We start from the raw sequence: 26,560 nt of genomic DNA, 5'->3' as shown, positions 1-26,560 counted from the left end.
CCGGTTGCCTGGCTAGCCGTCAAACGAAAACTCAGATTGCGGCTAGTCGCGGGGCGGGCTATGCGGCCGAGCACGCGGCGAACGTGGTTCGGGGTGTTGAGCCAGGGCGTCAATTAAGGCGGCATGGGGTGCTTGCTTGCACGCGAGTGCGGCCACGCTGCGCATTTTCCGCTCGGCGGAACAAAAGAGCCGCTCGCCTGTCGTGTAGAATTGCAACATCTCTTCCAAAAAGGGGCCTTTGGGCCCCTTTTGTGTTCAGCTGCTAGAAATTCCCATATATAGGGGTGTTAACAAACTTGTTACTCTGTCACACTAAAGTAACAGTGTATAATCTCGCTTTAATTTGACGGTCGCCGAAAGGGCCGTCGCGTGCGGGTTGGCCACGCCTGCGGTGCGCGACGTTCGCTTCGAAGACCGTCGGTCGTATTCGGAACACTACCGTAAAGAAAGAAGGGGGTTGGTCTCCATGGCGAACGAACCCATCGACAACGACTACTCACTGTCGCGCGTTCCTGAGGGAGCCAAGCAACCGCTCTGGCAAATTTTGATGATTCGTATTGGCGCCATTTGCTGCGTCTCCCAGCTGGTTTTGGGTGCAACACTTGGCTATGGTATGACGTTTTGGGGCGCATTCTGGGCAACCATGCTCGGCTCGGTTATTCTGCAGGTCGTAAGCTGGGCACTCGGCACCGCGGCCGCTCGCGAAGGCCTTTCGACGAGCTTGCTGTCTCGCTGGTGCGGCCTCGGCAAAAATGGTTCAGCTATTTTGGGCGGCGTCGTTGCCATTTCGATGGTTGGCTGGTTCGGCGTTCAGAACTCCGTGTTCGCTGAAGGCATGCTTTCCATCACCGGCGTGCTGAATTTCCCCATTTGGGCAATCATTACCGGCTTGGGTATTACGCTTCTGGTTATTGCTGGCATTCGTTGGATTGCCCGCTTTGCTACCGTGTTCGTGCCGCTGTTCATTGCCGCCGTCGTTATTTCTGCTGCCATTGTGCTGCAGGACCACAGTCTCATCGAATTCCTTAACTCGCCGCATCCCGGTCCCGAGTTGGCGTTCGGCACGGCTACTACCATGGTCGCCGGCGGCTTTATCGCGGGCGCCATTTGCACGCCCGACTACGCGCGCTACCTGAAGAATGGCACCCAAGTGTTTTGGATGACCCTCATCGGCACTTTCGTGGGCGAGCTCGGCATGAACCTGCTTGCCGTTATTCTGGCTCACGCAACCGGCACCGACAACGTGACCGATATTATGATGGCGACTTCGGGTGTTTTGGGCGTGATTATCGTCGTCGCTTCCACCGTCAAGCTCAACGACATGAACCTGTATTCGTCGGGCCTTGGCGTTGCCACTGCCATCAATGCGCTGTTCAACGTGAAGATTAACCGCAACGTCATGACTTGGACGCTCGGTATCATTGGCACGCTGCTTTCCGTTATCGGCGTCATCAACTACTTCACGAACTTCCTGACGCTGCTTGGCGTTGCTATTCCGCCTGCGGCTGGCATCATGGTTATTGATTACTTCATCCTGAAGCGCAACCGTGCTGTTCTGGAAGAAACCCGCCCGTCGGGCAAGCTGCCTCAGAAGGTTGAGAAGTGGAACCCCATCGCGCTTATCGTGTGGGCGCTCGCGTTCTGCGTGGGCGAGGGCTCCTCGATTCTGGCTATTGGCATTCCGGGCCTGAACTCGCTTATCTTCGCCGGTGTTGCGTACTGGGGCGCTATGACCATTTACAAGTCGGCCAAGAAGGTTGATGTGGTGAAGTTCAAGGAAACCGATCAGATTCTGTAGTTGAACTGCGCTGCGAAAACTGCATAGATTTGCGATTGAAAAGGGTTGGCTTCGTGCCGGCCCTTTTTTGAAATTCCCTATCTTATCGGTAGGGAAATGTGGGGGAATTCATTCGCAATCGGGTGGGTTCCCTTTTTCTTTGGGCTATACTTGCCTGCGGAATTTGAGTTGCGGAAAGGAATGCTCCATGGCGAAAAAGGCGCTTATCGCGGTTTCGGGTGGCATCGCGGTGTACAAAGTGTGCCAGGTTGTAAGCGATTTGGGCAAGCGCGGCGTTGACGTGCAAGTTATCATGACCGAGAATGCGACGAAATTCGTGACGCCGCTCACGTTCGAGGCGCTTTCCAAGAATATGGTGTTCACCGATACGTTCGATTACAGCTACGATGCGTCCATCAAGCACATCACGCTTGCGCAGGAGGCCGACGTCATGTGTGTGGCGCCTGCGACGGCGAACATCATCGCGAAGCTTGCCAACGGCATCGCCGACGATATGGTGTCCTCCACGTTTTTGGCAACGACGTGTCCGGTTATTGTATGCCCCGCGATGAACACGCATATGTATGAAAACGCCGCAACCCAGGCGAACCTTGCGACGCTTGCCGCGCGTGGCATTGAGCTGGTTGGCCCTGGTATTGGCAAACTTGCGTGCGGCGATGTGGCTAAGGGTACGCTCTCGCCAGTCGACGAGATTGTTGAGGCTATTTGCAAGAAGCTGGGCGCGTAAAGGCCGCGTCGGCTTTCGGACTGCGGTTTTGCGCAATCGAGCGCGGCTTTCATCTTCCATATCGTGGCGCGAATATGCGCAACCGGTCAAATCGACGTCAAAGCGGTAACGCTTGGCGTCGATTCGTTTTGCGGGACGTACTATGGCTGCACCAAGAAGAATTGCTAGGTCGCCCGAAGGGTTCGGGCGCGAGTCTGAAGGAGGCCCGCATATGGAAACGTATGAAGACATTAAACTCATTGCCTGTGACATGGACGGCACGTTGCTTGACGAGCGCTCGCAGGTTCCCCCTGAAACATTCGACCTTGTTCGCGCGCTCGATGCCGCGGGTATTCGCTTTGTCGCGGCGTCGGGCCGTCGTTACGATACGTTGCGCGCGTTTTTCGAGCCCGTGGCCGATCGCATGGATTTCGTTGCGAGCAATGGCGCGCAGGTATTCGTGCGCGGAAAGCTCGTCGATCGCGAAGTGTTCTCCCATGCTGCGCTGCGCCGCTTGTATGCGCTTGTGGAAGAGTTCGACAACCTTCACATGGTGGTGTATGACCGCACGAACAGCTATTTGCTCGACGACCCCGCATGCTTCGATGCGGAATTCGACAAAGATTTGCCCAACCCGGTGGTGCTGCGCGATTTGCCGTCGCCTGACACGTCGATTGTGAAAGTCTCGATTTCATGCGACAGCGCTCAAATGGACATGGCGTATATCCTGTCGCGCGAGCTCGAGGCCGATTTCGTGTTCGCTCCTTCGGGAGCGAAGTGGATTGACGTGATGCAGCGCGGCGTGAACAAGGCGACCGGCATTAATCAAGTGCTTGCTGCCCACGGCGTTGCGGCTGAAAACGTGATGGCGTTCGGCGATTCCATGAACGATTACGAGATCTTGCGCATGGTGGGCCACAGCTGTGCTATGGGGAATGGCCGCTGGGCGGTGAAGCAGATTTCAAAGCGCATTATTGGCAAGAATACCGAGCAGGCGGTGCAGGCTGAGTTGCGTGCTGTGCTTGAATCTCGCGCAATAGGGCATCATGCTTTCGATACCAAATAATTCGAACAGATATTCGAAATGACATTCGCATATCACGTGACTTTGAGCGATAATAAGCGCCAGAAAACGATTCGTTGAAAGGCGTGCGACGTGAATGAAATCAAGTGCCCCCATTGCGGCGAGGTGTTCCAGGTAGACGAGCGTGGGTTCGCCGACATTGTGCGTCAGGTTCGCACGCAGGAGTTCGATAAGGAAATCGCCCAGCGCGAAGGCATGCTGAAGCAGCAAAACGAGCAAGCTGTGGCGCTTGCCGTGTCGAAGGTGAAAAGCGAGGCGCAAAACGCCCAGGCCACAAGCGAGGCGCGTATCGCGGAGCTTGAAGCGAAGCTTGCGGCGGCGCTTGAGCAGAGCGAACAGGCGGCGAAGGCGTCCGAGAAAGAAATGCAGCAGGTGCAGCAGGCGGAGCGCCAAAAGGCCGATGCCGATATAAAAACGGCGCTTGCTGAAAAACAGGCGGAAATTGCCAAGCTTCAGGCCGAAGTCGAGAAGCTTTCGGCCGACCAGGAATCGCAAAAGCGCGCCACGCAGGCCGAACATGAAAAGTCGCTTATCGATGCCACCGCGAAACGCGATGCTGAAATCGCAGCGCTCAAAACCCAAATCGCTTCGCAAGAAGCCGCGTTCAAACAACAAATCGAATCGCAGTCGAAGGAATACTCGCAGAAGTTGGCGTTGGAGAAGATCGAGGCGTCGCGACGGGCCGCCGAGGAATCGGCGAAGCTGCAGCAGACCATCGCAACCCAGAGGCAGCAAATCGAATCGCAATCGCAGCAGTTCGCCGCCGAGAAAGATCTTGCTGTGTCGCAGGCGCGCGTTCAGGCTGAGCGCGAGCGTGACGAAGCGAAGGCGACTGTTGAACTCGAGCGCGCTAAGGCGGCTCAGGCTCAGGCGGCGTTGCGCGAGCAAATGACGCATGAGCTTGCTCAGAAAGACGAACTCATCAAGTACAAAGACGACGAAATTGCCCGCGTGAAAGAAATGAAGGCGCGTCTTTCGACGAAAATGGTGGGCGAGTCGCTCGAACAGCACTGCGAAATCGAGTTCAACAAAATTCGAGCTACGGCGTTCCCGCATGCATACTTTGAAAAAGATAACGACATTGTCGAAGGCACGAAGGGCGACTTCGTATTCCGCGAGTGCGACCCCGAAACCGGCGAAGAAATCGTTTCAATCATGTTCGAGATGAAGAACGAGAACGACGAAACGAAAACCAAGCATAAAAACGAAGACTTCTTTAAAAAGCTCGACTCCGATCGAACGAAGAAAGGTTGCGAATACGCGGTATTGTGCACCATGCTCGAGCCCGACAACGAGCTTTATAACGAAGGCATTGTCGATATGGGGTATCGCTACCCGAAGATGTATGTCATTCGCCCGCAGTTCTTCATTCCGATTATTTCCATTCTGCGCAATGCTGCGCTTTCGGCACTGCAATACAAAACGCAGCTTGCCGAGGTGCGCAACCAGAATATCGATATTACGAACTTCGAAAACTCGATGGAAGAGTTCAAAACGAAGTTCTCGAAGAACTATGACCTGGCAAGCCGCAAGTTCCAAACGGCGATTGAGGAAATCGACAAGACCATCGACCATTTGCAGAAAACAAAAGATGCTTTGCTCGGCAGCGAGCGTAATTTGCGCCTGGCCAACGATAAGGCACAAGACCTCACCATCAAGAAGCTCACGCGAAAAAACCCTACTATGCAAGCGAAGTTCGCTGAACTTGCCGAACAGCGTGCTGCTGGCGCCATGATCGGCGACGGAAGCGATTCGGCCGAGGTTCTTGAAAGCGATATTGATGCGAAGGGTGACGAATAGCCATGCCTCGTGAGAATCTTACGCAGAAACGTGAGCGTGCTGCCGAAATCGAACAGCGCATGTTTGAGCATTACGGCGAAGGCGCATGCTCGCTCGATCACGTCGACCCGTTTACGCTTACCGTGGCGGTTATTCTGTCGGCTCAGTGCACCGATGCGGCCGTGAATAAGGTGACCCCCGAATTATTTGCGCGATTCGGCACTCCAGAGGCCATGGCGGCGGCGAGCATTGAAGACATAGAGGCGATTATTCATCCGCTCGGGTTTTTCCGCAGTAAAGCGAAGAACTTGAAGGCGTGTGCGCAAACGGTGCTTGCCGAATTTGGTGGCGAAGTGCCGCGTACTATGGTCGATTTGCAGAAACTTCCTGGGGTAGGGCGCAAAACGGCAAATGTGGTTATGTGTCAGGCGTTTCGAGACCCTCAGGGCATCGCCGTCGATACGCATGTATTCCGCATCGCCCATCAGCTGGGGTTTGCGACGCGCAACGACGATACGCCCGAAAAGGTTGAGGCGAAGCTCATGAAAATCTACCCTCAGCCCGATTGGTTGTACATCAATCATCAGTGGGTCCATTTTGGACGCGAATTCTGCGTGGCCCGTCGCCCGAAATGCCAGGAGTGCTTCTTGGCTGATATATGCCCAAGCTCGGGGAAATAGCATAGGCGGTTGCATTGGTGCCGGCGCCTCTGCGGACGAAATCGAGTTCGCTTATTTCGCCAGGTAATCCTGCAGTGCGTTCCAGTTTTCCGCCGCGACCCGTAAACCTTGTTCATAAAGCGCGAACAGTTTGTCGGCATCACGTTCCATGCTGGAAACCGTTACTGGCTCGCTCGGTTGAATCATGAAAATTTTGCCTTCGTCATGCAGGCGTTTGATCCATCGATAGCAACGGTTGTATTCGAAATGGCGATATTCGACGCGATCGACGAAACGGGGGTAGTCGGAATATATGCGCTTGATCAAGGGCATGGTTTTGTTTGGGCCCTTCACGAATGTCGAGTCTTGCGTGAGCACCACGATGTGTTTGTCGGTATTGCCCATGAGCATGGAATGCAGCAGCGGTATGCTGTCGCACGGGCCGCCGTCGAGCAGCTTTTTGCCGTCGAGCTCAACGATATGCGACACCAAAGGCATGCTTGCCGATGCGCGTAGGTATTCGATATCGCGCTCGTCATCGGCGGTCTCCATTACATGGTAATCGGCTTCACCGGTTTCAAGGTCGCTTGCGACGGTCGTGAGCTCCATGGGGGATTCGCGAAATGCCTTGAAGTTAAAGGGTTCGAGCGTTTCGGGAATCTCGTGGAACGCAAAATCGCGACCGAGGGCATCGCCCGTTCGTACAAAATTCTTCATGGAAAGATAGCGCGGGTCGTCGCAGTATTTCGTGTTCAAAAAGCAGGTGCGCCCGAGCTCGCCGGCAACGTAGTTGTAGCCATTCAACGCGCCCGCGCTCGTGCCGATTACATGCTCGCACCAAAGGTTTTGGTCCATGAAGAAGTCGAGCACGCCTGCAGTAAACTGTCCGCGCATTGCGCCGCCCTCCAAAACGAGGTTCACGTTAACAGTTTGGGCGTCTTTGTATGCCGGGGCCCGATCGGAGGTATCGTAGACGTATGATGATTGCATTGTTGCTCCTTCGGTTGAGCTTCCCGCGCGCAAGGGCGGGCTGGGTGCTGGGTACGCATCGGAGTGCTTCACGTATCTTCCCAGAGCTTCCTGCACGCATGGGCAGGCTGTTTTATTTCCATGGTGAACAATTTGAGCCCATGGGTCAAGCGTTGCTTAGTTGACGTTGGGGCAACGTTACAGAGATTTACTTGCTTTTCATATTCTATATGCTATCTTATCGGTAACAATTAAGAGGTCGCGAATGTAAGGCGACAAACGAAGGAGGGCGTTATGGCTCAGGTCATTACTTCTCAAGAATTCGATTCCAAGGTGTTGCAGGCGACCGGCCCTGTGCTCGTTGACTTTTTCGCAACGTGGTGCGGTCCTTGCAAGATGCTCGCTCCTGTGCTCGATGAGGTGGCGAACGAGGTTGCCGGCAAGGCCGCGGTGTACAAGGTCGATATCGATCAATCGCTTGATCTCGCCCAGCGTTACGGCATTATGAGTGTGCCCACGCTTATGGTGTTTGAGGGCGGTCAGGTGAAGCGCACTGCAATGGGCGCGCAACCGAAAGCGAACGTGCTCGCGTTGCTCGATTAATTATTGAGATCCCTGATCGCATCGCGATGGACCTTTTGAGAAAATGGCGTCTTGGCGGGCGCTTTAGAGCGAATGTACGGCTAAGGCGGCAAGGCATCAATGCTTGCCGCCTTTTTCTTAAAGGAAAGGGGTCGCGCCATGATTGATGAACGAACCGAGCTCGATGTTGCCGTAGTAGGAAGCGGGCCTGCCGGCATGACCGCAGCGCTCTATGCGGCTCGCGCTGGATTGTCGGTGGCGGTTTTCGAGCGAATGGGGCCAGGCGGGCAAATGACCCAAACGGAGCGACTCGATAATTATCCGGGTTTTGCCGAGGGCGTAGATGCGTTCGAGCTTTCGTTTGCAATGGCGTCGCAAGCCGAAAGATTTGGCGCTGAGCGCGTTCCCGATGAAGTGGTTGATCTTAATGTTGACGCTGTAAAGAAATTACTGACCTGCGCATCTGGTGTTCAGTATTCCGCTCGGGCAGTTATCGTCGCGACAGGAGCCGAGCCTCGAGAGCTCGGTGTTTCGGGGGAAGCTGAGCTGCGTGGCAGAGGCGTTTCGTATTGCGCAACATGCGACGGCGGGTTTTTCCGCGGCAAGGTCGCGGTGGTAGTCGGCGGCGGTAACACGGCCGTGGGCGATGCCCTGTATCTATCGCGTATTTGCGAGAAGGTGTACGTGGTGCACAGGCGCGATTCGTTCCGTGCCGATGCCCTTTACCTCAATGCTCTTTCCGAACTGTCGAACGTAGAGCTTGTGTTGAATTCGACTGTTGAAGCGATTCGGTCGACGACCGATGGGGAAGTGCCCATGCCGCATGTGGAATCGATTCTCGTTCGCGATAGGAATACGGGCGATGAGCGCGTCGTGAATACCGATGCGGTATTTATTGCTGTGGGTACGAATCCGCGATCGAACGTGCTCAAGGCTGCCGGCGTCGCCCTTAACGAAGCGGGCTATGCGATTGCGGGCGAGAGCGGAGCGACCAATGTGCCAGGCGTGTTCGTTGCGGGCGATGTGCGCGAAAAACCGCTGCGCCAAGTGATAACTGCCGCTTCCGACGGGGCAAATGCGGCTACGGCCGCGTTCGAATACTTGAACCTCGATTAGTTTGGCCATTGCCGTCATGTTTTGACATGCTGAACTCCGATTCGCCCAGGTCCTGTCGAACTCGTCGTGCGGACTTTTTCGAATCTCCTTTTGAGGAAGCGCGGATCGACCGGTTGCGGATCGGCTGACCGACCTTTGGCGAACGCCGATCTATCAAGGAGCGCGTCGGGAATTGCGGGCGGGTTTTCTCGTGGCCCCATGCGTTCTCCACAGAATTGAATTATTGTTTCAATGGTATTCGTATTGGTGCGCAAAGAAAAATGCGATTGAGTATTTGCCATCTGATGCCTACGCGGTCGCCAGTCGGCGGCCGCTTCCTTGTTCGTCCGCATGGATTATTCGTCCTTATGCGGGGCGCTATCATTATTTGCTTGTGTTGCTTAGCGATGTCGGTACTATCGCATGTGCTGTTTAAACGGTAACAATTCACCGCAACGCATCAATGAAGGGAGATGTGTTTCATGAAAAACGTCATCGACGTTACGAGCAAGGGCGCAATGTCGCGTCGCGATTTCATCGGGCTTGCTTCGGTTGCCGCGTTTTCGGCGGTCGCGCTTTCGGGCTGCTCTTCGCAGGAGAGCGCCGCGCCTGAAGCTACTTCGATGAAAATCGGCACCATGCAGACCGAGGACTCGCTGCCTTTCTGGGTTGCCGAGCAAAAGGGCTTCTATGGCGATCACGACGTCGAGGTCGAAATCGTTACGTTCCAAAGCGCACAGGAGCTTTCCACGGCATTCGCAGCGGGTGAAATCGACGGTGCGATGACCGATATCATGGTTTCCGCGTCGCTCGTGGTGAGCGGCATTGGTTTGAACCTCGCATGGGTTACGCTTGGCGCCACGCCCGAACAGGGTCGTTTCGGCATTCAAACGTCGCCTGAATCGGGCATCAAGAGTCTCGCCGATTTGAAGGGCAAAGGCATTGGCGTTGGCTCGAATACCGTGCCCGAATATGTGATGGACAAGCTTATGGAGGCCGCTGGCGCTTCAGAAGGCGAAATCGTCAACGAAGAGATCAAAAAGCTTCCAGTTCGCTACGAATCTATGACGAACAACCAGGTCGCGGCGGCCGCGTTGCCGGGCAGCCTGCTTGCGCTGGGCGAGGCGACGGGCATGATCACGCTTGCCGACGACACGCAAGGCGTGGGCAACGTAAGCCAGTCGGTTCTCGCCGTGCGCTCTTCGTGGCTCGAGGGCGGCAAAGCTGCGCTCGAGAGCGTACGCCTCGCATGGAACGATGCCGTGGTCGCGATTGAGGCCGACCCCGAGGGATTCCGCGATTTGCTCGTGGAAAAAGCGAATCTGCCCGGTATTGTGGCTGACACGTATCCCATTTCTTCTTACCCCGAAGCCGAGCTTCCCACGAAAGACATGGTCGACCCTGTTCTCGATTGGATGAAGGGCAAGGAATACCTGCAGGCCGACGTCGCCTACGATTCCGAGACGGGCGACCTCAAGGCAAAATAGGCGAAATTCCGCCTTCAAGAATTTTTTCAAAAAAGTTCTTGCCCGAATCTCTTCGTTTGTGTAGACTATCCTGGCTGCCTTGAGAGAGGTGAAGTTTGAAAATACGGGGTGTTAGCTCAGTTGGTTAGAGCGCCGGCCTGTCACGTCGGAGGTCGCGAGTTCGAGTCTCGTACATCCCGCCATCTTTTTTTCAAACTCACGTGTGTAGCACGGGGTGTTAGCTCAGTTGGTTAGAGCGCCGGCCTGTCACGTCGGAGGTCGCGAGTTCGAGTCTCGTACATCCCGCCATCTTTTTTCAAGTACGCACCATTCGGGGTGTTAGCTCAGTTGGTTAGAGCGCCGGCCTGTCACGTCGGAGGTCGCGAGTTCGAGTCTCGTACATCCCGCCATTAAAACACCAGGTCAGAGGCTATTTTACCTCTGACCTTTTTGGTTTCATAGGCACACAATCAGGCGGCTACGACACTGCTACGACAATGAGATTCGCTTTTGCGGCTTATGCTGCGGCTTAGTACATGATTGAGCCAATCACAGATGCGGCCTTCCTGTCATCTTCCATTTGCGCATGAGCATACAAGTCCAATGTGATGCCGATGTTTGCATGGCCTAGTCTAGCTGACACGGCTTTAATGTTCGTGCCGCTTGATATGAGCAACGTAGCGTGAGTGTGGCGCAAGTCGTGAAGTCTGCACTTCTTCAAGTTGTTGGCTTTCAAGAATCTGCTCCACCAGTGATAGAGGTTGTTTCCTTCCATATGAGTGCCCGCTTCGCTCGTGATCACTGGTGTGTCGTTTCCTTGCTCAATGCCGAGTGAGTTCAAATAGGAACGTTGCGCTGCTTTCCAGCTTCCGAGCATTAATAGGGTTGCTTCATCAAGCGCGACAATGCGCACGCCGCTGTCAGTCTTAGGCTTTTTCAATTTGCCTGTTGCCCTGTCTAGCGTATGGCGCACATAAAGCATGGCGTTATCGAAATCCACATCGTTCCGTGTCAGCCCTAAAGCCTCGCCTTGACGCAAGCCTGTTGCAAGTATCAGCCTAACTGCTGTTGCATGAGCTTTGTTGGCTGTTTCCTTCTGGCAGGCTTCCCTAGCGTGGGGGTATCGCTTCGTCTCTAACTTATCCAGAGCTTTGCATAGTGCGGCCACCTCGCTCTTGTCGAGGGAAATGCTGACAGTCGATTTCTCCTGTTTTGGAGGCTTCACTAGATCGCAAGGATTCGTGAGGATGATTCCGTTGATCACTGCTTGTCTCATTATCTGCTTCAACACGACGCTTGCCTTGTTCTGCGTAGGATGTCCAACGCCATCTTGCGTCATGTAGATGTATAGGTTGCGGATTGTCGGCGCATCAATGTCTGATATGCGAACGCCTCTAAGATAGGTGTTCAGGTGTTCTACCAGTTCCTTGTTCCTCTTGATGGTTGTTGCAGCGAAGGTTCCACTCGCTTCCCGCTCTGCTATCCATTGAGCTGCATACTCTCCGAATGTTAGACGCTCCAAGTCAACATTGAGGCCGCTCTCGACTTCGCACGCGAAGTCTATGGCGGCTTGCTTTGCCTCCGTCTTAGTGCCGTGAAATGTTCTGTATTTGCGAATTGGCTTCTTGGTGATTGGGTCAGTTCCGATTGTGGGCGTTAACCTCCATGAGCCTTTTGCCGGTGTGCCGTGACAGTTCTTCACCTGACTAACCGATGCCGGCTTTATGTGTTTCTTCATGTATGAACACTTCCTTAGAATAGCTAGTTAGGCGGGGAGGCTGGCTAGAACCTCCCCGCAATTTGGCGACATGGGCGGGATGTGGGCTGGTGGCATGTCACATGGATGTATCTGGTATGTGACTTGCATGTGTCGGTTCTCGCCCATGCCAAGCATGTTGATGTGGTGGCGGATTAGCGCGCGATCGGCGCATAGCACCGTGAGTGCAAGCTCGTCGAATCGCACTGGCACGTCCACCAGCTCCTTGTCCGCCGTCTTCAGCCACTTAATGGCCACCTGCTCGAACTGCTCGCGGGTCATGGTCGGCTCGTCTGGCAGCTTGTCCTTGCCGATGCCGTTTGAGAGCAGACGAATGAACGCCACTGCCCCATCGTCCTGCGCGACGAACCCGAACTGGCTTTCCGACTCCCACGTGCTGCGCACGTTGTAGCCCCTCGCCACTAGGTAGGTTTGGCTGCATCCACCGTGCGCTGCTTGATGCTGCGCTCCTTGCGCCCTGTGCGCCCTGTGCGCCCTGTGCGCGCTGGCTGCGCTGCCGCTGCCGTCTCCGTTGCCTTGCGCTCTGCCATTGCTGTTGCCGTCATGGTCGGCTCCTTTCTTGTCGTGGTGGCTGGTTACCTGTTCGTTCCACCGTTAATGCAAGCCTTGAAAGCAAGCCTACGGGTGCTCCCTTGGCTGACTTGCATGTGTCGGTGCGCTTGCCACCGCGAGCACAAACGCCGTGTATTGCTGGCCTAACCTTTCATGTTGGTTGGCGTTGCTGCCGCCACTAGCACGGGGCGCATTTCGAGCCGTGGCTTCACCTGTTCCAGAGATGGCGCGTCGATGTGCCGTCCGCGAGATTCGGAACCACGGGCAAGCCGATGCTCCCTAGGGGTCGCATGTTCCGAACTGCACGACAGGCAACCCCCGCAACCGAAATGTGAAAACGAGCAACGGACTAACGCTCCGCGCGTTTCCCTAGCGTGTAGGGGGGTGGGTATATATCAACAATCTGGATATTAGGAATATGGGGAAGTTCCCGACCAACAACCCCGCCTGTTTTCCAGAATCTGATTGGCTGCAAATCCCCAGTTCAAGAGCGGATTTCTTGCTAATCATGCGTTACGGGCGAACGGGAGGTTCTTTCGGACTGTCCGCATGGTCTGCCGAAGCGGCCTAGGTATCGGTGCTGCCAAGCACGAGCGCGGGCATTCCCAACGAAGCGACCCGTTAACAAGCGGGATAGGTAGGGGCTAGAGCTTAAACACAGCTACCAGGATGGGGCGCTTTTGAGTAGGTTTATGAGCTAACAAACCAAATCATATCTTCGCAGCCACATCCAGGTCACTTGTTTACCATGCTTAGCCATGTGACAAAGCAAAAGAGATGCGCCTGTTGGGTTGGTTCGATTTCAATATGGCTAACCAAGCTAACCAAGCTAACCAAGCTAACCAAGCTAACCAAGCTAACCAAGCTAACTCTGTTTGTCTCTCTCGTCGCCCCCATCTCGGTAGGCAGGTTGCCTAGGAACAAACGCAACCTTGGCAACTTGGCTTGCCAAGGTTGCTTAGGGGTACCTACCTAGCTAGACACCTTATAGGGGAGGGTACCCCCGTAAGCTGCATACAACTTCTTCTAACCTATGCGCCTTACCTTGCACGTGTGGTTTCCGCTTTCAACCTCGAAGCGCTCGCTTTTCTTGATGCGCTTGTTGAAGGTCTCCCTTTTCATAGGATGTGCTGCAAGGAAGTCTTTACGATCTATCTCGGTGTGACTGCCCATGAACCGATCGAGCTTTCCTTCCAGCTTTTCCAAGGCTTCCCTCTTGGCTTTTATAGCGTTGCTGTTGCTGCCAGCTTTTCTTGGATTGCATCTTTTCAGCTCCCCGTCTTCATCCACTACATGCAGCGGATGTGCGAACCAGATTTTGACTGGGGGCTTCTTCTGGAAGTCTCGTAGGATGAACTCCAGACGGAACGGCACTGCTGTCGGGTGCATGATTGCGAACTTCGAATGTGCAGCTTCCTCATCGGATGAAAGCTGCACCATGTCGATTATCGTGTCGGCATCGCGGGCGAACACGCCAGAGCCAGAGGCGCGGTCTTCGGCGTTCTTGTTGCCTTGGCTTCCTTTGCTGTGATGGTGTGTGTAGGCAACGGTGCAGCCATGTCCTTCAACGAGCCTGTCAAGTTCTTTGCAAAAGGCCGTGATGGCATCCGCGCTGTTCTCCGACCCCGACTGTACCTTGTATGTTGGGTCGATGAGTATGAGGTCGTATGTCCGCGCGTCGAGCAATTCTAAGATGGCATTCACAAGGGATTTGATGTCGGAGAACTTTCCCCGCAGGTTTGCGATGTGGAAGTTTCTCGGTATGCTGTTGCCAACCATGCCAGGCTTCTCCATTACTTCATAGACGCGGCGCATGAACTGCGGCTCCTGAATCTCTAGGTTCACGTACAGCACGCGCCCTTTGGCGCATTGCGTGCCGCACCACTTGCCGCCAGTTGCCACGGCCAACGCAAGCTCGATGAACAAGAAAGACTTCCCAGATTTCGACGCACCAGTGACGAGCAGCTTGCTTCCGCGCCTGATGACACCTTCGATAAGCTCGTTAGGAAGCTCTGGCAGCTTCGCCTCTTCCGTGATTGCTTCGACGATTGGCAGTTGCGTAAGCGGGGTTTCCGCGCCGTTGTTGTCTTGGCTTGAAATTATCGTGTTAAGCATTGCGGCTACCACCTTACATGTGCGGCCAACTTCCGCAAACCCCAGAATATGAGGTTGGGCGGCTTGCAATGGTACAGAGCGAGAACATGTACCGCGCCTGTTCTCTTATCGCCTACGGAATAGGTTTAGCGAGCTGGCAGGATGTGTGCAGGTTCACGGGCAAAAGCCAAATCCTTACGCGTGAGCGAGCCTATGGTAATGATGATGTAGCCCTAGAGATTTAGGCTGTTCTTCCGTACATGGAACAATGCTTCTATATCGGTCAAGGCAACTTTCAAGTTCCCGATGAATATGACAGCGTGCTTGGCTCTAATGGGTTTCTCGTCCCCTCATTGAGTGTTGAGCGGATTGGTGGCGGCGATTATGTCATCTTCGAAATGCATGCGATTGTGCGCTTGGAGTTATTGGACAGGAGCGGCAACTCCGACAACTTCGATGCGCTAATGCCATACAAGCTTCTTGGACAAGTCATAGCGAACGCGCATACTTCAAGCATCTATGTGGGGACGTTTGACGGAAAGCCGAAGTTTCGGCCTAAGTCTCGCGTAGATGAGCTTTGGCAAACGATTGTTGAGCTAACGACAAGCAACTTCCTGGCCTTTGCCCTGTGTGCGGCAAAGTGGTTGACAGGCGCAGAGGCGAAACGGGCGGCCATCCCAAGAACACGTGCAGCGCCAAACACACCAACAAGTTCACTAATCTCAAAGCGGTCGTCCGCAGGGAAAGCGTTGAGGATGCAGAAAAAGAAACCTTGGCTAACACGGAGGAACTGCAAGAAGCTGTCCGCGAATTGCGTTGGACAAACGACCCTTCTCTTAACGAACGACCGTTGCGATATGGCGGCGTTGCCCTGCTGGCTCACAAACCGTTTGGCATAGACGCGCCGTCACAATAAGCATCAAGCACCCATTCTTCACACGTAGCCTTTATAATAGACACCGCCAAACTGACAAAGCCTCTGCGTGAGCAAAGGCCTCATATAGCTACAGAACGTATGCAGGAGGGCATCTTGTACCCTTCTGGAGTTCTGTAGCTCTAGGTCAGTTTGGCGACTGTTAGGCGGGATGCCCTCTTTCATGGTCGTTGGAACTGTTCGTGGCCTGAAATCATCCCGGCTTGGCAAACGGAGCCAGTGCAAGGAGGGGTCATGGACAAGCTGCGTATCGCAGGTCATAGCAATGGAAACGAATCGAGACGCGTGCACATCCTGAAAACAGCTGTAGCGTTTATGCTAGCTGCATCGTTGTGTCTTACACTTTCGGCGTGTTCCAGCTCTAAAAGCTCTTCATCTTCCAGTTCGGCTACCGCTACATCCAGCTCTTCGCAAAGCGCGAGTTCCGAAGCCGATGTCGAAATACCCGTATCGGGAAAGTATTACTGCCCGAATTACGTGAACGGGATGGAAGCCTGCGTCGAGTTCAAGGACAACCAATTCAGGGTATCGACCGAGGCGAACACTGGCGTGTGGCGCGACTACGAACGCAAAGGCAACCAGCTCCGAATGATTGGAACCGACCCCGACGGCACAAAGAGTGCCATGCCTGGCGAAGTCATTTCGGAAACCGAGATTAAGCTTCCAGCAATGGAGGGCTCTTCTAGATGGGCGACCTTTACAAAGCGATAAACATAGCAAGGGATAGATATGTCTAATGTCAGCAGGACAAGATGCTTTATCACGGCGATCATTGCGTTGTTTTTATTGCTATCTGCTTCTCTTGTCCTCACGGGTTGCGGGAATCGAGATGCCTCAAGTAGCTCCATTGTCTACGAGGGCATATGGAAATGTTCGGGTGTCGAATACGACGGTAAGAATGTTAGCTCCGAACAGCTCATAGAGGATGGAAGCTACGTAACAATGGCCACAGCCGTTATAGCCATCAACTCTGACGAATGGGCGATCAGCACTGATTGCCGAAGAGAAATAACCGAATATAAGTGGTCTGTGAATAAAGGCGATGTTCTTTTCAATCTATATGATCAGGTCGCATTCAGGCTAGAACCATCAGACGGCAAGCTGATGACTTCCGCATCTGGCGATGGGATGCGCTTTGTGTTCGAGAAAGTTGCAGAAGAGGACGAGCTTACGCGCGTTCAATTCGATGGCTTCTCGATGGAGGCTCCTTTGAAGATGTCGCTGCAAGAGCCTAACGTAAGTGCGTACACAATGATTTATTTGCCCACAACAGACATGTACCTCACGGTTTTTTCAGACCCAGCCGAGGGTCAAACCGCCGAAACCATCCTGCGAACGCTGCAAGACAAGGGCTATCCCAATCTGCAATTGGTTAGCGCAGACGGAATAGACATGGTCTTAGACACCAGTATGGATTTTGGAGATTCCCATGAGGTCAATCTTCATTTCGTATCGGGTGCAAACAAGTACACCGTCATGCTCGATTACAACGACGCAAATGCAGATGTCTTCGGCGATTGGGTCACTGATTACTACAAGACAATAAAGCTGGGCGGCGAAGGCAATGCCGTTTTCGAGAATTCGCTTCTGCCTCCGCGTATTGATGCGGCCGAATCTTCAAAGAGTGGTTCGTCCACGACAGCTCCAGACGCAAATGCTAAGAAGTCGTCTACAAGCAGCATCCCCGATGGAGCGATTTCTTGGAAAGACGCAAGTTCCCACATTGGAGAAACCGTGACCGTTTACGGCAAGGTGATAGACGTGGACTATGAGAGCGGAGCAAACGGCGCACCTACCTTTATGGACATTGGGGCATCTTACCCCGATGCAAGCAGGGTTACCGCAGTCATATGGGGAGAGAACAGGTCTAAGTTCACTCCATCACCAAAAGCCTTATATGAGGGCAAGACCATTTGCGTGACTGGCGAGATATACGTCTACAACGGGGCATGCAATATTGAAGTCGAATCACCGAGCCAGATTGAGGTTGTTCAATAAGTGCGAAAAGAGGTTCAACATTGAATCCAGATACGGAGAAGAACGAAGCAGAAAACGGCAAGTCGCTTGACACGAAGAGCAGAACTAAGGAAATATTCGCTGGCGTAGGATGGTTTGCGCTTGCTTTGATTCTATTGATTTTCGGCGCGATCGGCTTTCTGTTCATATGGCATATTAACCCGTTTCTTCATTACCGGCTTGGCGCGTTCGCTGGGCCTGTAATGGTGTGGTTGATGGGCATGATGGACGCTGCGTCCAATGCGCTTTTCGGATGGATATAGCCTTACTCTCGGTAGGCGGGGATAAACATGGACGGTATATTGGCCGCTATCCTAATACTGAATGCCATCGCAGCACCGTTTGTAATTATCTATGTTCTTGTGGGAATGCATAATGGAACTGTTGCCTCTTCTGAGTTCAAGCAATCCCGTATTGATACCCAAAACATGATTAGAAGGGGGGCGCGAAGAAGAACTTAATGAGGCATTCCATTAAAGACTTTAGTCTGGCGCGCGCGTAGCCGCGCCAAGGAAACCGCCCGCTATGCGGGCGGACGACAATCCGCTTTACAAAGCCACCCTTTCGCTCGATATTGACGATTGTTCAGGCCGTCAAGATTTCGAGACGAAAGGGTGTGAAGGCCATGGCGCAGAAAGCGTGCAGCCTGGCGCACACGAAGTGGATGTGCAAGTACCACATCGTGTTCACGCCGAAGTATAGGCGCAAAATCATCTACAACCAAATAAGGGCCGACATCGGCGAGATACTGAGGAAGCTCTGCGAATACAAGGGGATCGAGATAATCGAGGGCCACCTGATGCCCGACCACGTGCATATGCTGGCCGCGATACCCCCGAAGTACAGCGTCGCGAGCGTCATGGGGTATCTGAAGGGCAAGAGCTCGCTGATGATATTCGACAGGCATGCCAACCTGAAGCACAAATTCGGCAACAGGAAGCTCTGGGCGCAGGGCTACTACGTGTCGACCGTCGGGCTCAACGAGGCGACGATCGCGAAATACATCCGGGAGCAGGAATCCCGGGACATCGCCGAGGACAAGTTGAGCGTGAAGGAGTACGAGGACCCGTTCGGCGGGAAGTGACTGCCGGCCGGTTTCTACCGGCGACACGGGTCAAAACGCTATTGGGCCTGAACGAAGTGAGGGCCGGCGCCTTGAGGCGCTGGCCGGCATCCAAAGGTTATACCCTAAGAGCAAACCACCCGCTATGCGGGTGGTCTTGATTCTCCGAGGTGTTGTGACAATCGACGTTAGCGTGATATGCGCGAAGCGTGGAGCCTATAGGACAAAAGTGTGTCATGCCACTTGGGCCACATGTCGCTCGAAGCGAATGCTGTTTGAACGCTAACGCGTCTTCAACAGGTGGGTTCCAAACGACGCGCCTCTTTTCGCTGTGCCCCATGGCTTCTGGGCGTTTGGCTTCATTCTCGCATTTTCGCAGGCTCTTGGGGCTCGGCAGCCGCACGCCGTTACGATTCCAATCGCTACACGTCGCCTTGATCTCGGTGTGGCTCGTGGCTATTCGGAAAATGACGCTCTTGCGTGGCGTGGTAATTGCGGCGTAGCACTTGACTCGAAAATATGAATCATTTTCAGCGAATGACTACATATAGGTAACAGCGCTTGAAATTCCTTTTAGGTTCGATATTGTTTAGTAGCTAAATATTTAGGAACTAAACAATCCGAGTTTCGAAAGGAGCTGATATGAGCGAATCTTTGGAAGCGTTGCGCACCGAAATGTTTGAAACGATGCAGCGCATGCGCCAACGCCGCTCGACACCTCCGTTGCCACCGGGGATCACGCGTGGCGAAATCAACACGCTCATGATGCTTTCCATGATGGAAGCCCGTGGCGAGACCGTGCGCCCCGGCATGCTTGCCGCGTGCACTCATGCGACGCCGGGCGCGGTTTCGCAAACGCTCAAGTCGCTTGAGGAAAAAGGCCTCATCGTGCGCAAGCGCGGCGAGGGCGATTCTCGCTCCGTCGCGATTTCCCTGACCGATGCGGGTCACGAGTTCGAAAACGAGGGCCGTCGCCTGCATGACGAGCGTTTCATGCATATGCTCGAATTCTTGGGCGAAGAGGATGCTCGCGAATTCGTGCGTATCGTGAACCGCATGCTCGAGTTCGAAGAGTCGCATCCCTGGAAGGATGCCGCCGTCAGCAACGCCCCTCGCTGCGAAAAGGAAGGTGGCGAGCCATGCGCCTAATCAAGAATTTCGCGAATCATAAAATCGCGGTAGTGATCGTCGTGGTACTGCTCGCGGTTCAAGCATTTTGTGATTTATCGTTGCCGAATTATACATCCGATATCGTTGACGTGGGTATTCAGCAATCGGGCGTCGAGCATGCGTCGACCGATGCGCTCACCGAGCGCACGCACGACTTGGTCGCCATTATGGAAACCGAGCAGAACGAAAGCCTGTTTGCCGATTCCTACTTCCAACGCTCCGATGGCACCTACGAACTCACCGACTTCGGCCGCGAGCATCGCGCGGAACTCGACGATGCCATGTCTATGCCGCTTGTTGCAGTGCATTACGCCGATCAAACCGGCATGGACCTCGACCAGCTGAAAGTCGCTTACGATGCCGGCATGGTGCAGAAGCCCGACGTTCAAACCATGCTCGATGAAGTGAAGTCGCAGATGGGCGACATGGCCGATTCCATCGTGGGCCAGCAGGCGATTGCCGCCGCCAAGGCCGAATATGAACAGCTCGGTTACGATCTGAACGCCATGCAGATGAATTACCTGCTCACCACGGGCGGCAAGATGCTCGGCCTCGCCGCGCTCGGCATGGTCATCGCCGTAATCGTGGGCTTCATCGCGAGCCGCACGGCGGCGAAAATCGGCGCCAGCTTGCGAAGCCGCCTGTTCGAGCGCGTGTTGTCGTTTTCGGACGCTGAAATCCAAAGCTTCTCGGCCGCCTCGCTTATCACGCGTGGCACCAATGACGTGCAGCAAGTGCAAATGGTGTCGGTCATGATGCTGCGCATGATTCTTTACGCTCCCATTTTGGCTATCGGCGGCATCATCATGATTGCCCGCACAAACCTCTCTATGGGCTGGATTATCGTGGCGGCCGTGCTTGCCATCGCCGTGGTGATGCTGTTCCTCATGAAAGTGGCAATGCCGAAGTTCAAAATCATGCAGAAGCTCATCGACCGCGTGAACCTCGTGTCGCGTGAGATTCTTACGGGCATCCCCGTGGTGCGCGCGTTCGGCCGCGAGGCCCATGAGGAAGAGCGTTTCGACGAAGCAAACCTGCGCCTCATGAAAACGCAGCTGTTCACGAACCGCGTCATGACGTTCATGATGCCGCTCATGATGCTCATCATGAATTTGGTGTCGGTTGCCATCATTTGGTTCGGCGGCCACGCGGTTGATGCGGGCACGTTGCAAACGGGCGACCTCATCGCGTTCATCACCTATTCCATGGTTATTATCATGGGCTTTCTTATGATCGGCATGCTTTCTATCATGCTGCCGCGTGCCGATGTTGCCGCCCAGCGCATCGATGAGGTGCTTAAGACGGAAAGCTCGATCGCCGACCCTTCGACTGTAGTGTGTCGCGACGACGAACTCGCCGCGCGCACGGGTGGTGCCGAAATCGCTTTCAACGACGTGAGCTTCAGATATCCTGGCTCGCAAGATTGCGTGCTCGAGCATGTCGACTTCACCGCGAAGCCTGGTCAAACCACGGCCATCATCGGCTCGACCGGTTCGGGCAAGTCTACGGTGATTAAACTCGTGGAGCGTTTCGCTGACGTGTCGGAAGGCTCCATTACCATCGACGGCATCGATATTCGCGACCTGTCGCTGCATGCGCTGCGCGGCCAATTGGGCTACGTTCCGCAAAAGGCCTTCCTGTTCAGCGGCACGGTTGAAGAAAACGTCGACTACGCTGCCGACGAGCTGAATGCCGAACGCGTGCGCGCTGCGGCGGAAATCGCCCAGGCCGATTTTGTGGACGACATGGACGAGGGCTTCAAAACCGAAATTTCCCAAGGCGGCACGAACGTTTCGGGCGGCCAGCGCCAGCGCTTGGCTATCGCCCGCGCGCTTGCCACCGATGCTCGCGCGTTTTTGTTTGACGACAGCTTCAGCGCGCTCGACTACAAAACCGACGCCGCGCTGCGCCATGCGCTCGCCGAACAGCTTGGCGGCAAAACTCAGATCATCGTGGCTCAGCGCATTTCCACGGTGCTTCATGCCGACCAAATCGTTGTGCTCGACGAGGGGCGCGTCGTGGGTTGCGGCACGCATGCCGAACTCATGGACGCCTGTGAACCGTATCGCGAAATCGCGCTTTCGCAGCTATCGGAAGAAGAGCTGGAAGGAGGTGATGCGCAATGAGCCAGCAGGAGGAAATGGCAAAGCTGAAGGCGGCATCGCCGCGCCGCCGCGGCGGGCGTGGCCCCATGGGTCGCATGATGCCCGGAGAAAAGGCACAAGACTTCAAGGGCACTATTGGCAAACTCGTGCGCTTCATGGGGCAATTCAAAGTAGCTTTCATTGCGGCCATCGTGTTCGCCATGGCGTCGGCCGCCTTCAATATCGTGGGCCCGAAGGTGCTTTCGCAAGCGACCACCGAGCTGTTCGACGGCATCGTCGCCAAAATCGGCGGCACTGGCGGCATCGATTTCGACGCAGTTGGCGCCATTCTGCTCGCCACGCTGGCGTTGTATTGCGTGAGCGCGGCGTGCTCGTTCGTACAAGGCTGGATGATGACCTCGGTCTCGCAGCGCACGTGCTATGGTCTGCGCCGCCAAATCGCCGAGAAAATTGATCGCCTTCCCGTGGGCTATTTTGAGCGCACGAGCACCGGCGACGTGCTTTCGCGCATCACCAACGATGTCGATACGCTGGGGCAAAGCCTGAACCAAGGCGTGACGCAGCTCATCACGAGCGCCACTACCATGATCGGCGTGCTTGTTATGATGCTGTCCATCAATGTTGAGATGACGCTTATCGCGCTGCTTGTGATTCCACTGTCGCTCATTTTGGTGAAAGTCGTCGTGAAGCGCAGCCAGAGGTACTTCCGCGCTCAGCAGAAGAAGCTCGGTGAAATCAACGGCCAAATTGAGGAAACGTTCTCGGGCCAAGCCATCGTGCGCGCGTTCAACAAGGAAGACGCGGCATTCGCCGCTTTCCGCGAAACGAATGAGGCGCTCTATCAATCGGCGTGGCGCTCTCAGTTTCTTTCGGGTCTCATGATGCCCGTCATGAGCTTCGTGAGCAATTTGGGATATGTGGCTGTGGCTATTGCGGGCGCGGTTTTTGCCGTGCAGGGTCGAATCACGGTGGGCGATATTCAGGCGTTTATTCAATATGTGAAAAACTTCACGCAGCCTATCACGCAGCTCGCTCAGGTCGCCAACGTGCTGCAGCAAATGGCCGCGGCGGCGGAACGCATTTTCGAATTCCTTGAAGCTCCTGAAGAAGCGTCCGAGCAGCCGAAGGCGCAGGCCGCCGATGTTTCAAGCGACGTGGAGTTCGACCATGTGCGCTTTGGCTACGACCCCGAGCATCCGGTGATCAGCGATTTCTCGGCGCGCGTGGGCGAGGGACAAACCGTGGCGCTTGTCGGTCCCACGGGAGCAGGCAAGACCACCATGGTGAAGTTGCTTATGCGCTTCTACGATGTGGATGGCGGCGCCATTCGCATCGGCGGCCACGATGTGCGCGAATTCTCGCGCGAAGACGTGCGCTCGCAATTCGGCATGGTGCTGCAAGATACCTGGCTGTATAACGCCACCGTGCGCGAGAACATTCGCTACGGTCGACTCGATGCAACCGATGCCGAAGTCGAGGCCGCCGCGAAAGCCGCATTCGCCGATCATTTCATTCGCACGCTGCCTGAAGGCTACGACACGGTGATCAACGAGGATGCGAGCAATATCAGCCAAGGCCAGCGCCAGCTGCTCACTATCGCCCGAGCTATTTTGGCTAATCGTCGTATGCTCATTTTGGACGAGGCAACAAGCTCGGTCGACACGCGCACCGAGGGGCGCATCCAGGCGGCCATGGATAACCTCATGCGCGGGCGCACGTCGTTCGTCATCGCTCATCGCTTGTCGACCATTCGCAATGCCGATTTAATTCTCGTTTTGCAAAAAGGTGACATTGTGGAACAAGGAACTCATGCGGAGCTACTTGCGGCGAATGGGGCCTATGCTAAACTCTATAACTCACAGTTTGCTGAATAACCATTATTGGGGCGCGCCCTCGAAAGGTGCGCCCCGTGCCAGTCGGGCGATTGCCCGGCACACATGAGGGGCGAATTTCTGTATGGAAAAGAAGCTGCGCGAGGCACAGACGGGCATTGCGGGGGAATCGTGCGCGGTTGACGATGAGGTCGTGGCGGCGGCAGCAGCAGCGGCTCGACGTGCGAAGGCAACGGGCAAGCACGCCATTGCCGCGTTCGATTTCGACGGAACGTCCATCCAGGGCAATTCGCCCGTATTGCTCGTGCGCTATTTGCGCGGCGATGATTTGCTGCGCAAGCGCGTTTTGGCAAAGGTGGGCGCGTGGGGCGCTGCCTACAAGCTGCGTCTTCCGCAAAGCGAGGCATGGGTTCGCGGCCAGGTGTTCACCGCGTTCGAGGGTGGCCCTAAAGAGCAGGTCGACGAATACCTGCGTGATTTTTACGACAAGGTTATCGCTGGCCAGAAGCGTTTTCGCCCCAAGGCGCGTGCGGCCATGAACGCGCTGCGCGATGCGGGCGTTGAGGTCGTCATCGTGTCGGCAACGTTTGGGCCCATCGTGCGCCGAGCCCAGGAATTCGAGCCGTTCGATGTGAGCCTGTGCACTGAAATGGAAGTCGACGCCAACGGCAATTACACTCGCCGGGTTGACGGCGAGTGCGTCGAGGGTGAAGCGAAGGTGCGCGCTATCACGAAATGGGCCAACGAGAAATACGGCGTAGGCAACTGGGAGCTTTCATGCGCGTTTGGCGATCACCATTCCGACATCCCCATGCTGAGCCGCGCCGCCGACGCGTTCGCCGTCACGCCCGATTCCACGCTTTCGCGCACCGCCAGGGAAAACGATTGGCATGCGCTCGATTGGAATTGCAAGGCCGAGAAATAGCGCGCGAACGAGGCATCCGGGCTCGCGATTTCGACGGGGCGTTCGCGTTTGCCCGCCGCTCGCTATGGCGTCGAGCTCCCCGTGCATGCCCATCACACATCCTCGGGGGTTTGGGCCTTCAATCGAGCTGTTCGAGCGGACGCATCTGCAAACGAGGCGCCCGTTACCCATTCCATATTTGTGGAACTGTTTCTTTCTAAGTAACGTTTCGTGAAATTTTTGCACATCGCTAGGTGCTTGGTTACACTTACCTTTGTAGTATTGTCGTTTAATTCATTGAAGGGGGTGGGCGAAGTGCTCAACCAGAACAACGACGAGGCGAATATCGCCAACAATCAAGAGCCCGATCAAGCCCATCGGCCTCAGGGCGATTGCGCTGAATGCAGCTCGTCTGCAGAGGACAACGCCTCTTTCGAACGTGACGAATATTCTGATCATGGCACCGCCATTGTGCATGGCGAGGCTTTGGCGGCTGATTTCATCGCACGTAACGATTACCTCGAGCGCGCCCAGGCGGCGGCGGAAGCGGGCGACCGTGAGCTCGCCATGCATCTGTTCCTTACGGCTTATGAGGAAGCATGCAAGCGTTCGCCAGTCGCGAACGATTCGGCCATCGCGGCGCTGCGCAGGGCGTGGGGCATTGCGTGCGATATGAAGGAGCGCTCGCTCGCCGAATACATTTTCGACAAACTTGAGCCGCACCTGTCCACCGACGAGGCGCCTGAATACGCCAAGCGCCTGCAGAATTTGGCGCTCGACAAGCTTTCCGAATTCGGCATTTCGCGTGCCGATCTGGAAGGCGTGGCTGACATGATTTCCGAGGAAATCGGCCAAAACGCGCATATTACGGGCATTTCGCCCATCATGTCGATGCATATTCCGGGCGATACTGGCGCCGATTCTGCCGACGATTCCGACGAGCCGCGCCCGACGACCGCTTCGGCCGATGTGCACAAGGCTGCGCCTTCGAAGGCCGTGCCCATGCTGCGCTATTCCGATTTGGTGGGCTTCGACAGCATTATCGAAGACGCTCGCTCGCTCGGGTTGGGCGTTGAAGACGATGAGGAATACCGTGCGCTCGTGGACACGTTGCGCGAACAGCACGGCCTCGACGGCCTTTCCGCCGTTGGCTCGGTCGTGTTCCGCACGTCGTCGCGCGAAGACGCGAACACATTCATGCAGGCCGTGGTGGGCGAGCTCGGCCTTCCCGCTATGCGCATTCAAATGCAACAGGGCCCCATGGGCGTGCCCATGCTGTGCGTCACGGTGTCGGCGAAAAACCAGCCGCGCATGCTTGGTCGCGTTGCGCTTGAGGCTCCGAGCGTGCTCGTGCTTGAAGACATCGACATGTGGGGCGCGCCGCTCATCGACGCCGCCAGCTCCACCGAGGGCGAGGGCGCGATGTTCGCGAGCATGTCGCGTGCCGCGCGCGAAGCCGTTGCGCTTGTTACCGCGGCTGTCGAGAACCCGAACATCTACGTGCTTGCTTCCGTGGGAGGCGAAGCTCCTGACCAAGGATATTTGTACGACCTTATGGAACCCATGAGCGTGGTCGACATTTATTTGCCCGATGAGCTTGAGCGCCGTCAGATTTGGGAAACTATTGCGTCCGAGCATCCGTCGGTGCAATCGCTCGACATGGCGACGCTCACGAAGATGTCGCGCAACCTTTCGCGCACCGATATCGTGACCGCTGCCCGCGAGGCCGTGGAAGACGCTTACCGCGCAGGTCTGAAGGCGCGCTGCTATAAGCCCATCACGCAGGAGCTCATGTTCGAACACATTTCGAACTTCCAGCCGCTCGATTCCACCGAGTACCGTGCGCTCGAAGACGCCGTGATCGCTGATTTCCGCAAGCAGATTGCAGATATCGAATGCGATTTCGAAGAAGAAGCCGAAGCCGAAAGCCGGCGCTACGACGCGCTTGGTGACGATGACGAAAGTGTTGAATAGC

General features: G+C 55.3%; 22 protein-coding genes and 3 tRNA genes. 20 read left to right on the top strand and 5 right to left on the bottom strand.

Annotated features, from left to right (window positions below):
• Positions 1–466 precede the first annotated feature (466 nt).
• The 5 genes from DMP05_RS06465 (at position 467) to nth (ending at position 6,047) form a co-directional block, all read left to right on the top strand.
• Complete coding sequence (locus tag DMP05_RS06465; RefSeq protein ID WP_123219673.1) at positions 467–1,798, top strand: purine-cytosine permease family protein; 1,332 nt, start codon at positions 467–469, stop codon at positions 1,796–1,798.
• A gap of 187 nt (positions 1,799–1,985) precedes the next feature.
• Entirely contained in the window at positions 1,986–2,525 is a 540-nt protein-coding gene (locus DMP05_RS06460; RefSeq protein ID WP_123219672.1) for a flavoprotein, read from the top strand.
• 211 nt (positions 2,526–2,736) lie between these two features.
• On the top strand, positions 2,737–3,570 hold the full coding sequence (locus tag DMP05_RS06455) for an HAD family hydrolase (protein ID WP_123219671.1): 834 nt from the start codon (positions 2,737–2,739) through the stop codon (positions 3,568–3,570).
• A gap of 90 nt (positions 3,571–3,660) precedes the next feature.
• A complete protein-coding gene (locus DMP05_RS06450; protein WP_170151667.1) occupies positions 3,661–5,388 on the top strand; it encodes a DUF2130 domain-containing protein in 1,728 nt (575 codons plus the stop codon).
• A 2-nt stretch (positions 5,389–5,390) separates the two neighbouring features.
• On the top strand, positions 5,391–6,047 hold the full coding sequence (nth, locus tag DMP05_RS06445) for an endonuclease III (protein WP_123219670.1): 657 nt from the start codon (positions 5,391–5,393) through the stop codon (positions 6,045–6,047).
• Between the two features lie 51 nt (positions 6,048–6,098).
• Here nth and DMP05_RS06440 read toward each other — a convergent pair whose 3' ends face one another.
• Positions 6,099–7,016 carry a patatin-like phospholipase family protein gene (locus DMP05_RS06440; protein ID WP_123219669.1) on the bottom strand — a complete coding sequence of 306 codons (918 nt, stop codon included), beginning with the start codon at positions 7,014–7,016 and terminating at the stop codon, positions 6,099–6,101.
• A gap of 273 nt (positions 7,017–7,289) precedes the next feature.
• On the opposite strand from DMP05_RS06440, the gene trxA reads away from it, so the two are divergent.
• The 6 genes from trxA to DMP05_RS06410 all read left to right on the top strand — a co-directional run bounded on the left by trxA (position 7,290) and on the right by DMP05_RS06410 (position 10,548).
• Positions 7,290–7,598 (top strand): thioredoxin, encoded by a 309-nt coding sequence (gene trxA, locus DMP05_RS06435; RefSeq protein ID WP_123219668.1) that lies wholly within the window; start codon positions 7,290–7,292, stop codon positions 7,596–7,598.
• 138 nt (positions 7,599–7,736) lie between these two features.
• Positions 7,737–8,693: an NAD(P)/FAD-dependent oxidoreductase gene (locus DMP05_RS06430; protein WP_123219667.1), complete on the top strand. Its 957-nt coding sequence runs from the start codon at positions 7,737–7,739 to the stop codon at positions 8,691–8,693.
• A 461-nt stretch (positions 8,694–9,154) separates the two neighbouring features.
• Positions 9,155–10,159, top strand: coding sequence for an ABC transporter substrate-binding protein (locus DMP05_RS06425; RefSeq protein WP_244595078.1), 1,005 nt, complete (start codon positions 9,155–9,157; stop codon positions 10,157–10,159).
• A gap of 105 nt (positions 10,160–10,264) precedes the next feature.
• A tRNA-Asp gene (locus DMP05_RS06420) sits at positions 10,265–10,341 on the top strand.
• Between the two features lie 29 nt (positions 10,342–10,370).
• A tRNA-Asp gene (locus DMP05_RS06415) sits at positions 10,371–10,447 on the top strand.
• A gap of 24 nt (positions 10,448–10,471) precedes the next feature.
• A tRNA-Asp gene (locus tag DMP05_RS06410) sits at positions 10,472–10,548 on the top strand.
• A gap of 119 nt (positions 10,549–10,667) precedes the next feature.
• On the opposite strand, the gene DMP05_RS06405 is transcribed toward DMP05_RS06410, so the two are convergent.
• From DMP05_RS06405 to DMP05_RS06390, 4 genes are all read right to left on the bottom strand, one after another.
• Entirely contained in the window at positions 10,668–11,876 is a 1,209-nt protein-coding gene (locus DMP05_RS06405; protein ID WP_123219666.1) for a tyrosine-type recombinase/integrase, read from the bottom strand.
• Positions 11,877–11,903: 27 nt separating this feature from the next.
• On the bottom strand, positions 11,904–12,299 hold the full coding sequence (locus DMP05_RS06400; protein ID WP_148039701.1) for a hypothetical protein: 396 nt from the start codon (positions 12,297–12,299) through the stop codon (positions 11,904–11,906).
• A 17-nt stretch (positions 12,300–12,316) separates the two neighbouring features.
• Positions 12,317–12,460 carry a hypothetical protein gene (locus tag DMP05_RS09825; RefSeq protein ID WP_161957486.1) on the bottom strand — a complete coding sequence of 48 codons (144 nt, stop codon included), beginning with the start codon at positions 12,458–12,460 and terminating at the stop codon, positions 12,317–12,319.
• A gap of 1,033 nt (positions 12,461–13,493) precedes the next feature.
• Positions 13,494–14,582 (bottom strand): AAA family ATPase, encoded by a 1,089-nt coding sequence (locus tag DMP05_RS06390; protein WP_123219663.1) that lies wholly within the window; start codon positions 14,580–14,582, stop codon positions 13,494–13,496.
• A 1,147-nt stretch (positions 14,583–15,729) separates the two neighbouring features.
• On the opposite strand from DMP05_RS06390, the gene DMP05_RS09745 reads away from it, so the two are divergent.
• The 9 genes from DMP05_RS09745 to DMP05_RS06340 all read left to right on the top strand — a co-directional run bounded on the left by DMP05_RS09745 (position 15,730) and on the right by DMP05_RS06340 (position 26,559).
• Entirely contained in the window at positions 15,730–16,206 is a 477-nt protein-coding gene (locus DMP05_RS09745; RefSeq protein ID WP_148039700.1) for a hypothetical protein, read from the top strand.
• Between the two features lie 18 nt (positions 16,207–16,224).
• Complete coding sequence (locus DMP05_RS06375; RefSeq protein WP_123219660.1) at positions 16,225–17,493, top strand: hypothetical protein; 1,269 nt, start codon at positions 16,225–16,227, stop codon at positions 17,491–17,493.
• Positions 17,494–17,513: 20 nt separating this feature from the next.
• Positions 17,514–17,774 (top strand): hypothetical protein, encoded by a 261-nt coding sequence (locus tag DMP05_RS06370; RefSeq protein ID WP_123219659.1) that lies wholly within the window; start codon positions 17,514–17,516, stop codon positions 17,772–17,774.
• A 362-nt stretch (positions 17,775–18,136) separates the two neighbouring features.
• The gene (gene tnpA, locus DMP05_RS06365; protein WP_123219658.1) at positions 18,137–18,595 is read left to right on the top strand and encodes an IS200/IS605 family transposase; all 459 of its coding nucleotides are present in this window, start codon (positions 18,137–18,139) and stop codon (positions 18,593–18,595) included.
• 621 nt (positions 18,596–19,216) lie between these two features.
• Entirely contained in the window at positions 19,217–19,723 is a 507-nt protein-coding gene (locus tag DMP05_RS06360) for a MarR family winged helix-turn-helix transcriptional regulator (RefSeq protein WP_123219657.1), read from the top strand.
• Positions 19,714–21,870, top strand: coding sequence for an ABC transporter ATP-binding protein (locus DMP05_RS06355; protein ID WP_123219656.1), 2,157 nt, complete (start codon positions 19,714–19,716; stop codon positions 21,868–21,870). Before DMP05_RS06360 ends, DMP05_RS06355 begins: the two co-directional genes overlap by 10 nt.
• Positions 21,867–23,723, top strand: a complete 1,857-nt coding sequence (locus DMP05_RS06350) for an ABC transporter ATP-binding protein (RefSeq protein ID WP_123219655.1) — start codon at positions 21,867–21,869, stop codon at positions 23,721–23,723. The genes DMP05_RS06355 and DMP05_RS06350 overlap by 4 nt, the downstream gene beginning before the upstream one ends.
• A gap of 82 nt (positions 23,724–23,805) precedes the next feature.
• Positions 23,806–24,606 carry an HAD family hydrolase gene (locus DMP05_RS06345; RefSeq protein WP_123219654.1) on the top strand — a complete coding sequence of 267 codons (801 nt, stop codon included), beginning with the start codon at positions 23,806–23,808 and terminating at the stop codon, positions 24,604–24,606.
• Positions 24,607–24,900: 294 nt separating this feature from the next.
• A complete protein-coding gene (locus DMP05_RS06340; protein WP_148039699.1) occupies positions 24,901–26,559 on the top strand; it encodes a hypothetical protein in 1,659 nt (552 codons plus the stop codon).
• Position 26,560: the final 1 nt, after the last annotated feature.

The sequence above is a fragment of the Slackia isoflavoniconvertens genome, from assembly GCF_003725955.1.
Classification (GTDB): Bacteria; Actinomycetota; Coriobacteriia; order Coriobacteriales; family Eggerthellaceae; genus Slackia; species Slackia isoflavoniconvertens.
The sequence above is the reverse complement of the archived record's forward strand: the minus strand, read 5'-3'. Positions and strand labels throughout refer to the sequence as shown.

Excerpts from the sequence above, each read along its gene's own strand:
- DMP05_RS06345 (WP_123219654.1), top strand. The coding sequence starts at position 23,806 with ATGGAAAAGAAGCTGCGCGAGGCACAGACGGGCATTGCGGGGGAATCG.
- DMP05_RS06355 (WP_123219656.1), top strand. The coding sequence starts at position 19,714 with ATGCGCCTAATCAAGAATTTCGCGAATCATAAAATCGCGGTAGTGATC.
- DMP05_RS09825 (WP_161957486.1), bottom strand. The coding sequence starts at position 12,460 with ATGACGGCAACAGCAATGGCAGAGCGCAAGGCAACGGAGACGGCAGCG.
- DMP05_RS06455 (WP_123219671.1), top strand. The coding sequence starts at position 2,737 with ATGGAAACGTATGAAGACATTAAACTCATTGCCTGTGACATGGACGGC.
- tnpA (WP_123219658.1), top strand. The coding sequence starts at position 18,137 with ATGGCGCAGAAAGCGTGCAGCCTGGCGCACACGAAGTGGATGTGCAAG.
- DMP05_RS06425 (WP_244595078.1), top strand. The coding sequence starts at position 9,155 with ATGAAAAACGTCATCGACGTTACGAGCAAGGGCGCAATGTCGCGTCGC.
- DMP05_RS06360 (WP_123219657.1), top strand. The coding sequence starts at position 19,217 with ATGAGCGAATCTTTGGAAGCGTTGCGCACCGAAATGTTTGAAACGATG.
- DMP05_RS06465 (WP_123219673.1), top strand. The coding sequence starts at position 467 with ATGGCGAACGAACCCATCGACAACGACTACTCACTGTCGCGCGTTCCT.
- DMP05_RS06390 (WP_123219663.1), bottom strand. The coding sequence starts at position 14,582 with ATGCTTAACACGATAATTTCAAGCCAAGACAACAACGGCGCGGAAACC.
- DMP05_RS06440 (WP_123219669.1), bottom strand. The coding sequence starts at position 7,016 with ATGCAATCATCATACGTCTACGATACCTCCGATCGGGCCCCGGCATAC.
- DMP05_RS06460 (WP_123219672.1), top strand. The coding sequence starts at position 1,986 with ATGGCGAAAAAGGCGCTTATCGCGGTTTCGGGTGGCATCGCGGTGTAC.
- DMP05_RS06430 (WP_123219667.1), top strand. The coding sequence starts at position 7,737 with ATGATTGATGAACGAACCGAGCTCGATGTTGCCGTAGTAGGAAGCGGG.
- DMP05_RS09745 (WP_148039700.1), top strand. The coding sequence starts at position 15,730 with ATGGACAAGCTGCGTATCGCAGGTCATAGCAATGGAAACGAATCGAGA.
- DMP05_RS06375 (WP_123219660.1), top strand. The coding sequence starts at position 16,225 with ATGTCTAATGTCAGCAGGACAAGATGCTTTATCACGGCGATCATTGCG.
- DMP05_RS06350 (WP_123219655.1), top strand. The coding sequence starts at position 21,867 with ATGAGCCAGCAGGAGGAAATGGCAAAGCTGAAGGCGGCATCGCCGCGC.
- trxA (WP_123219668.1), top strand. The coding sequence starts at position 7,290 with ATGGCTCAGGTCATTACTTCTCAAGAATTCGATTCCAAGGTGTTGCAG.
- DMP05_RS06405 (WP_123219666.1), bottom strand. The coding sequence starts at position 11,876 with ATGAAGAAACACATAAAGCCGGCATCGGTTAGTCAGGTGAAGAACTGT.
- nth (WP_123219670.1), top strand. The coding sequence starts at position 5,391 with ATGCCTCGTGAGAATCTTACGCAGAAACGTGAGCGTGCTGCCGAAATC.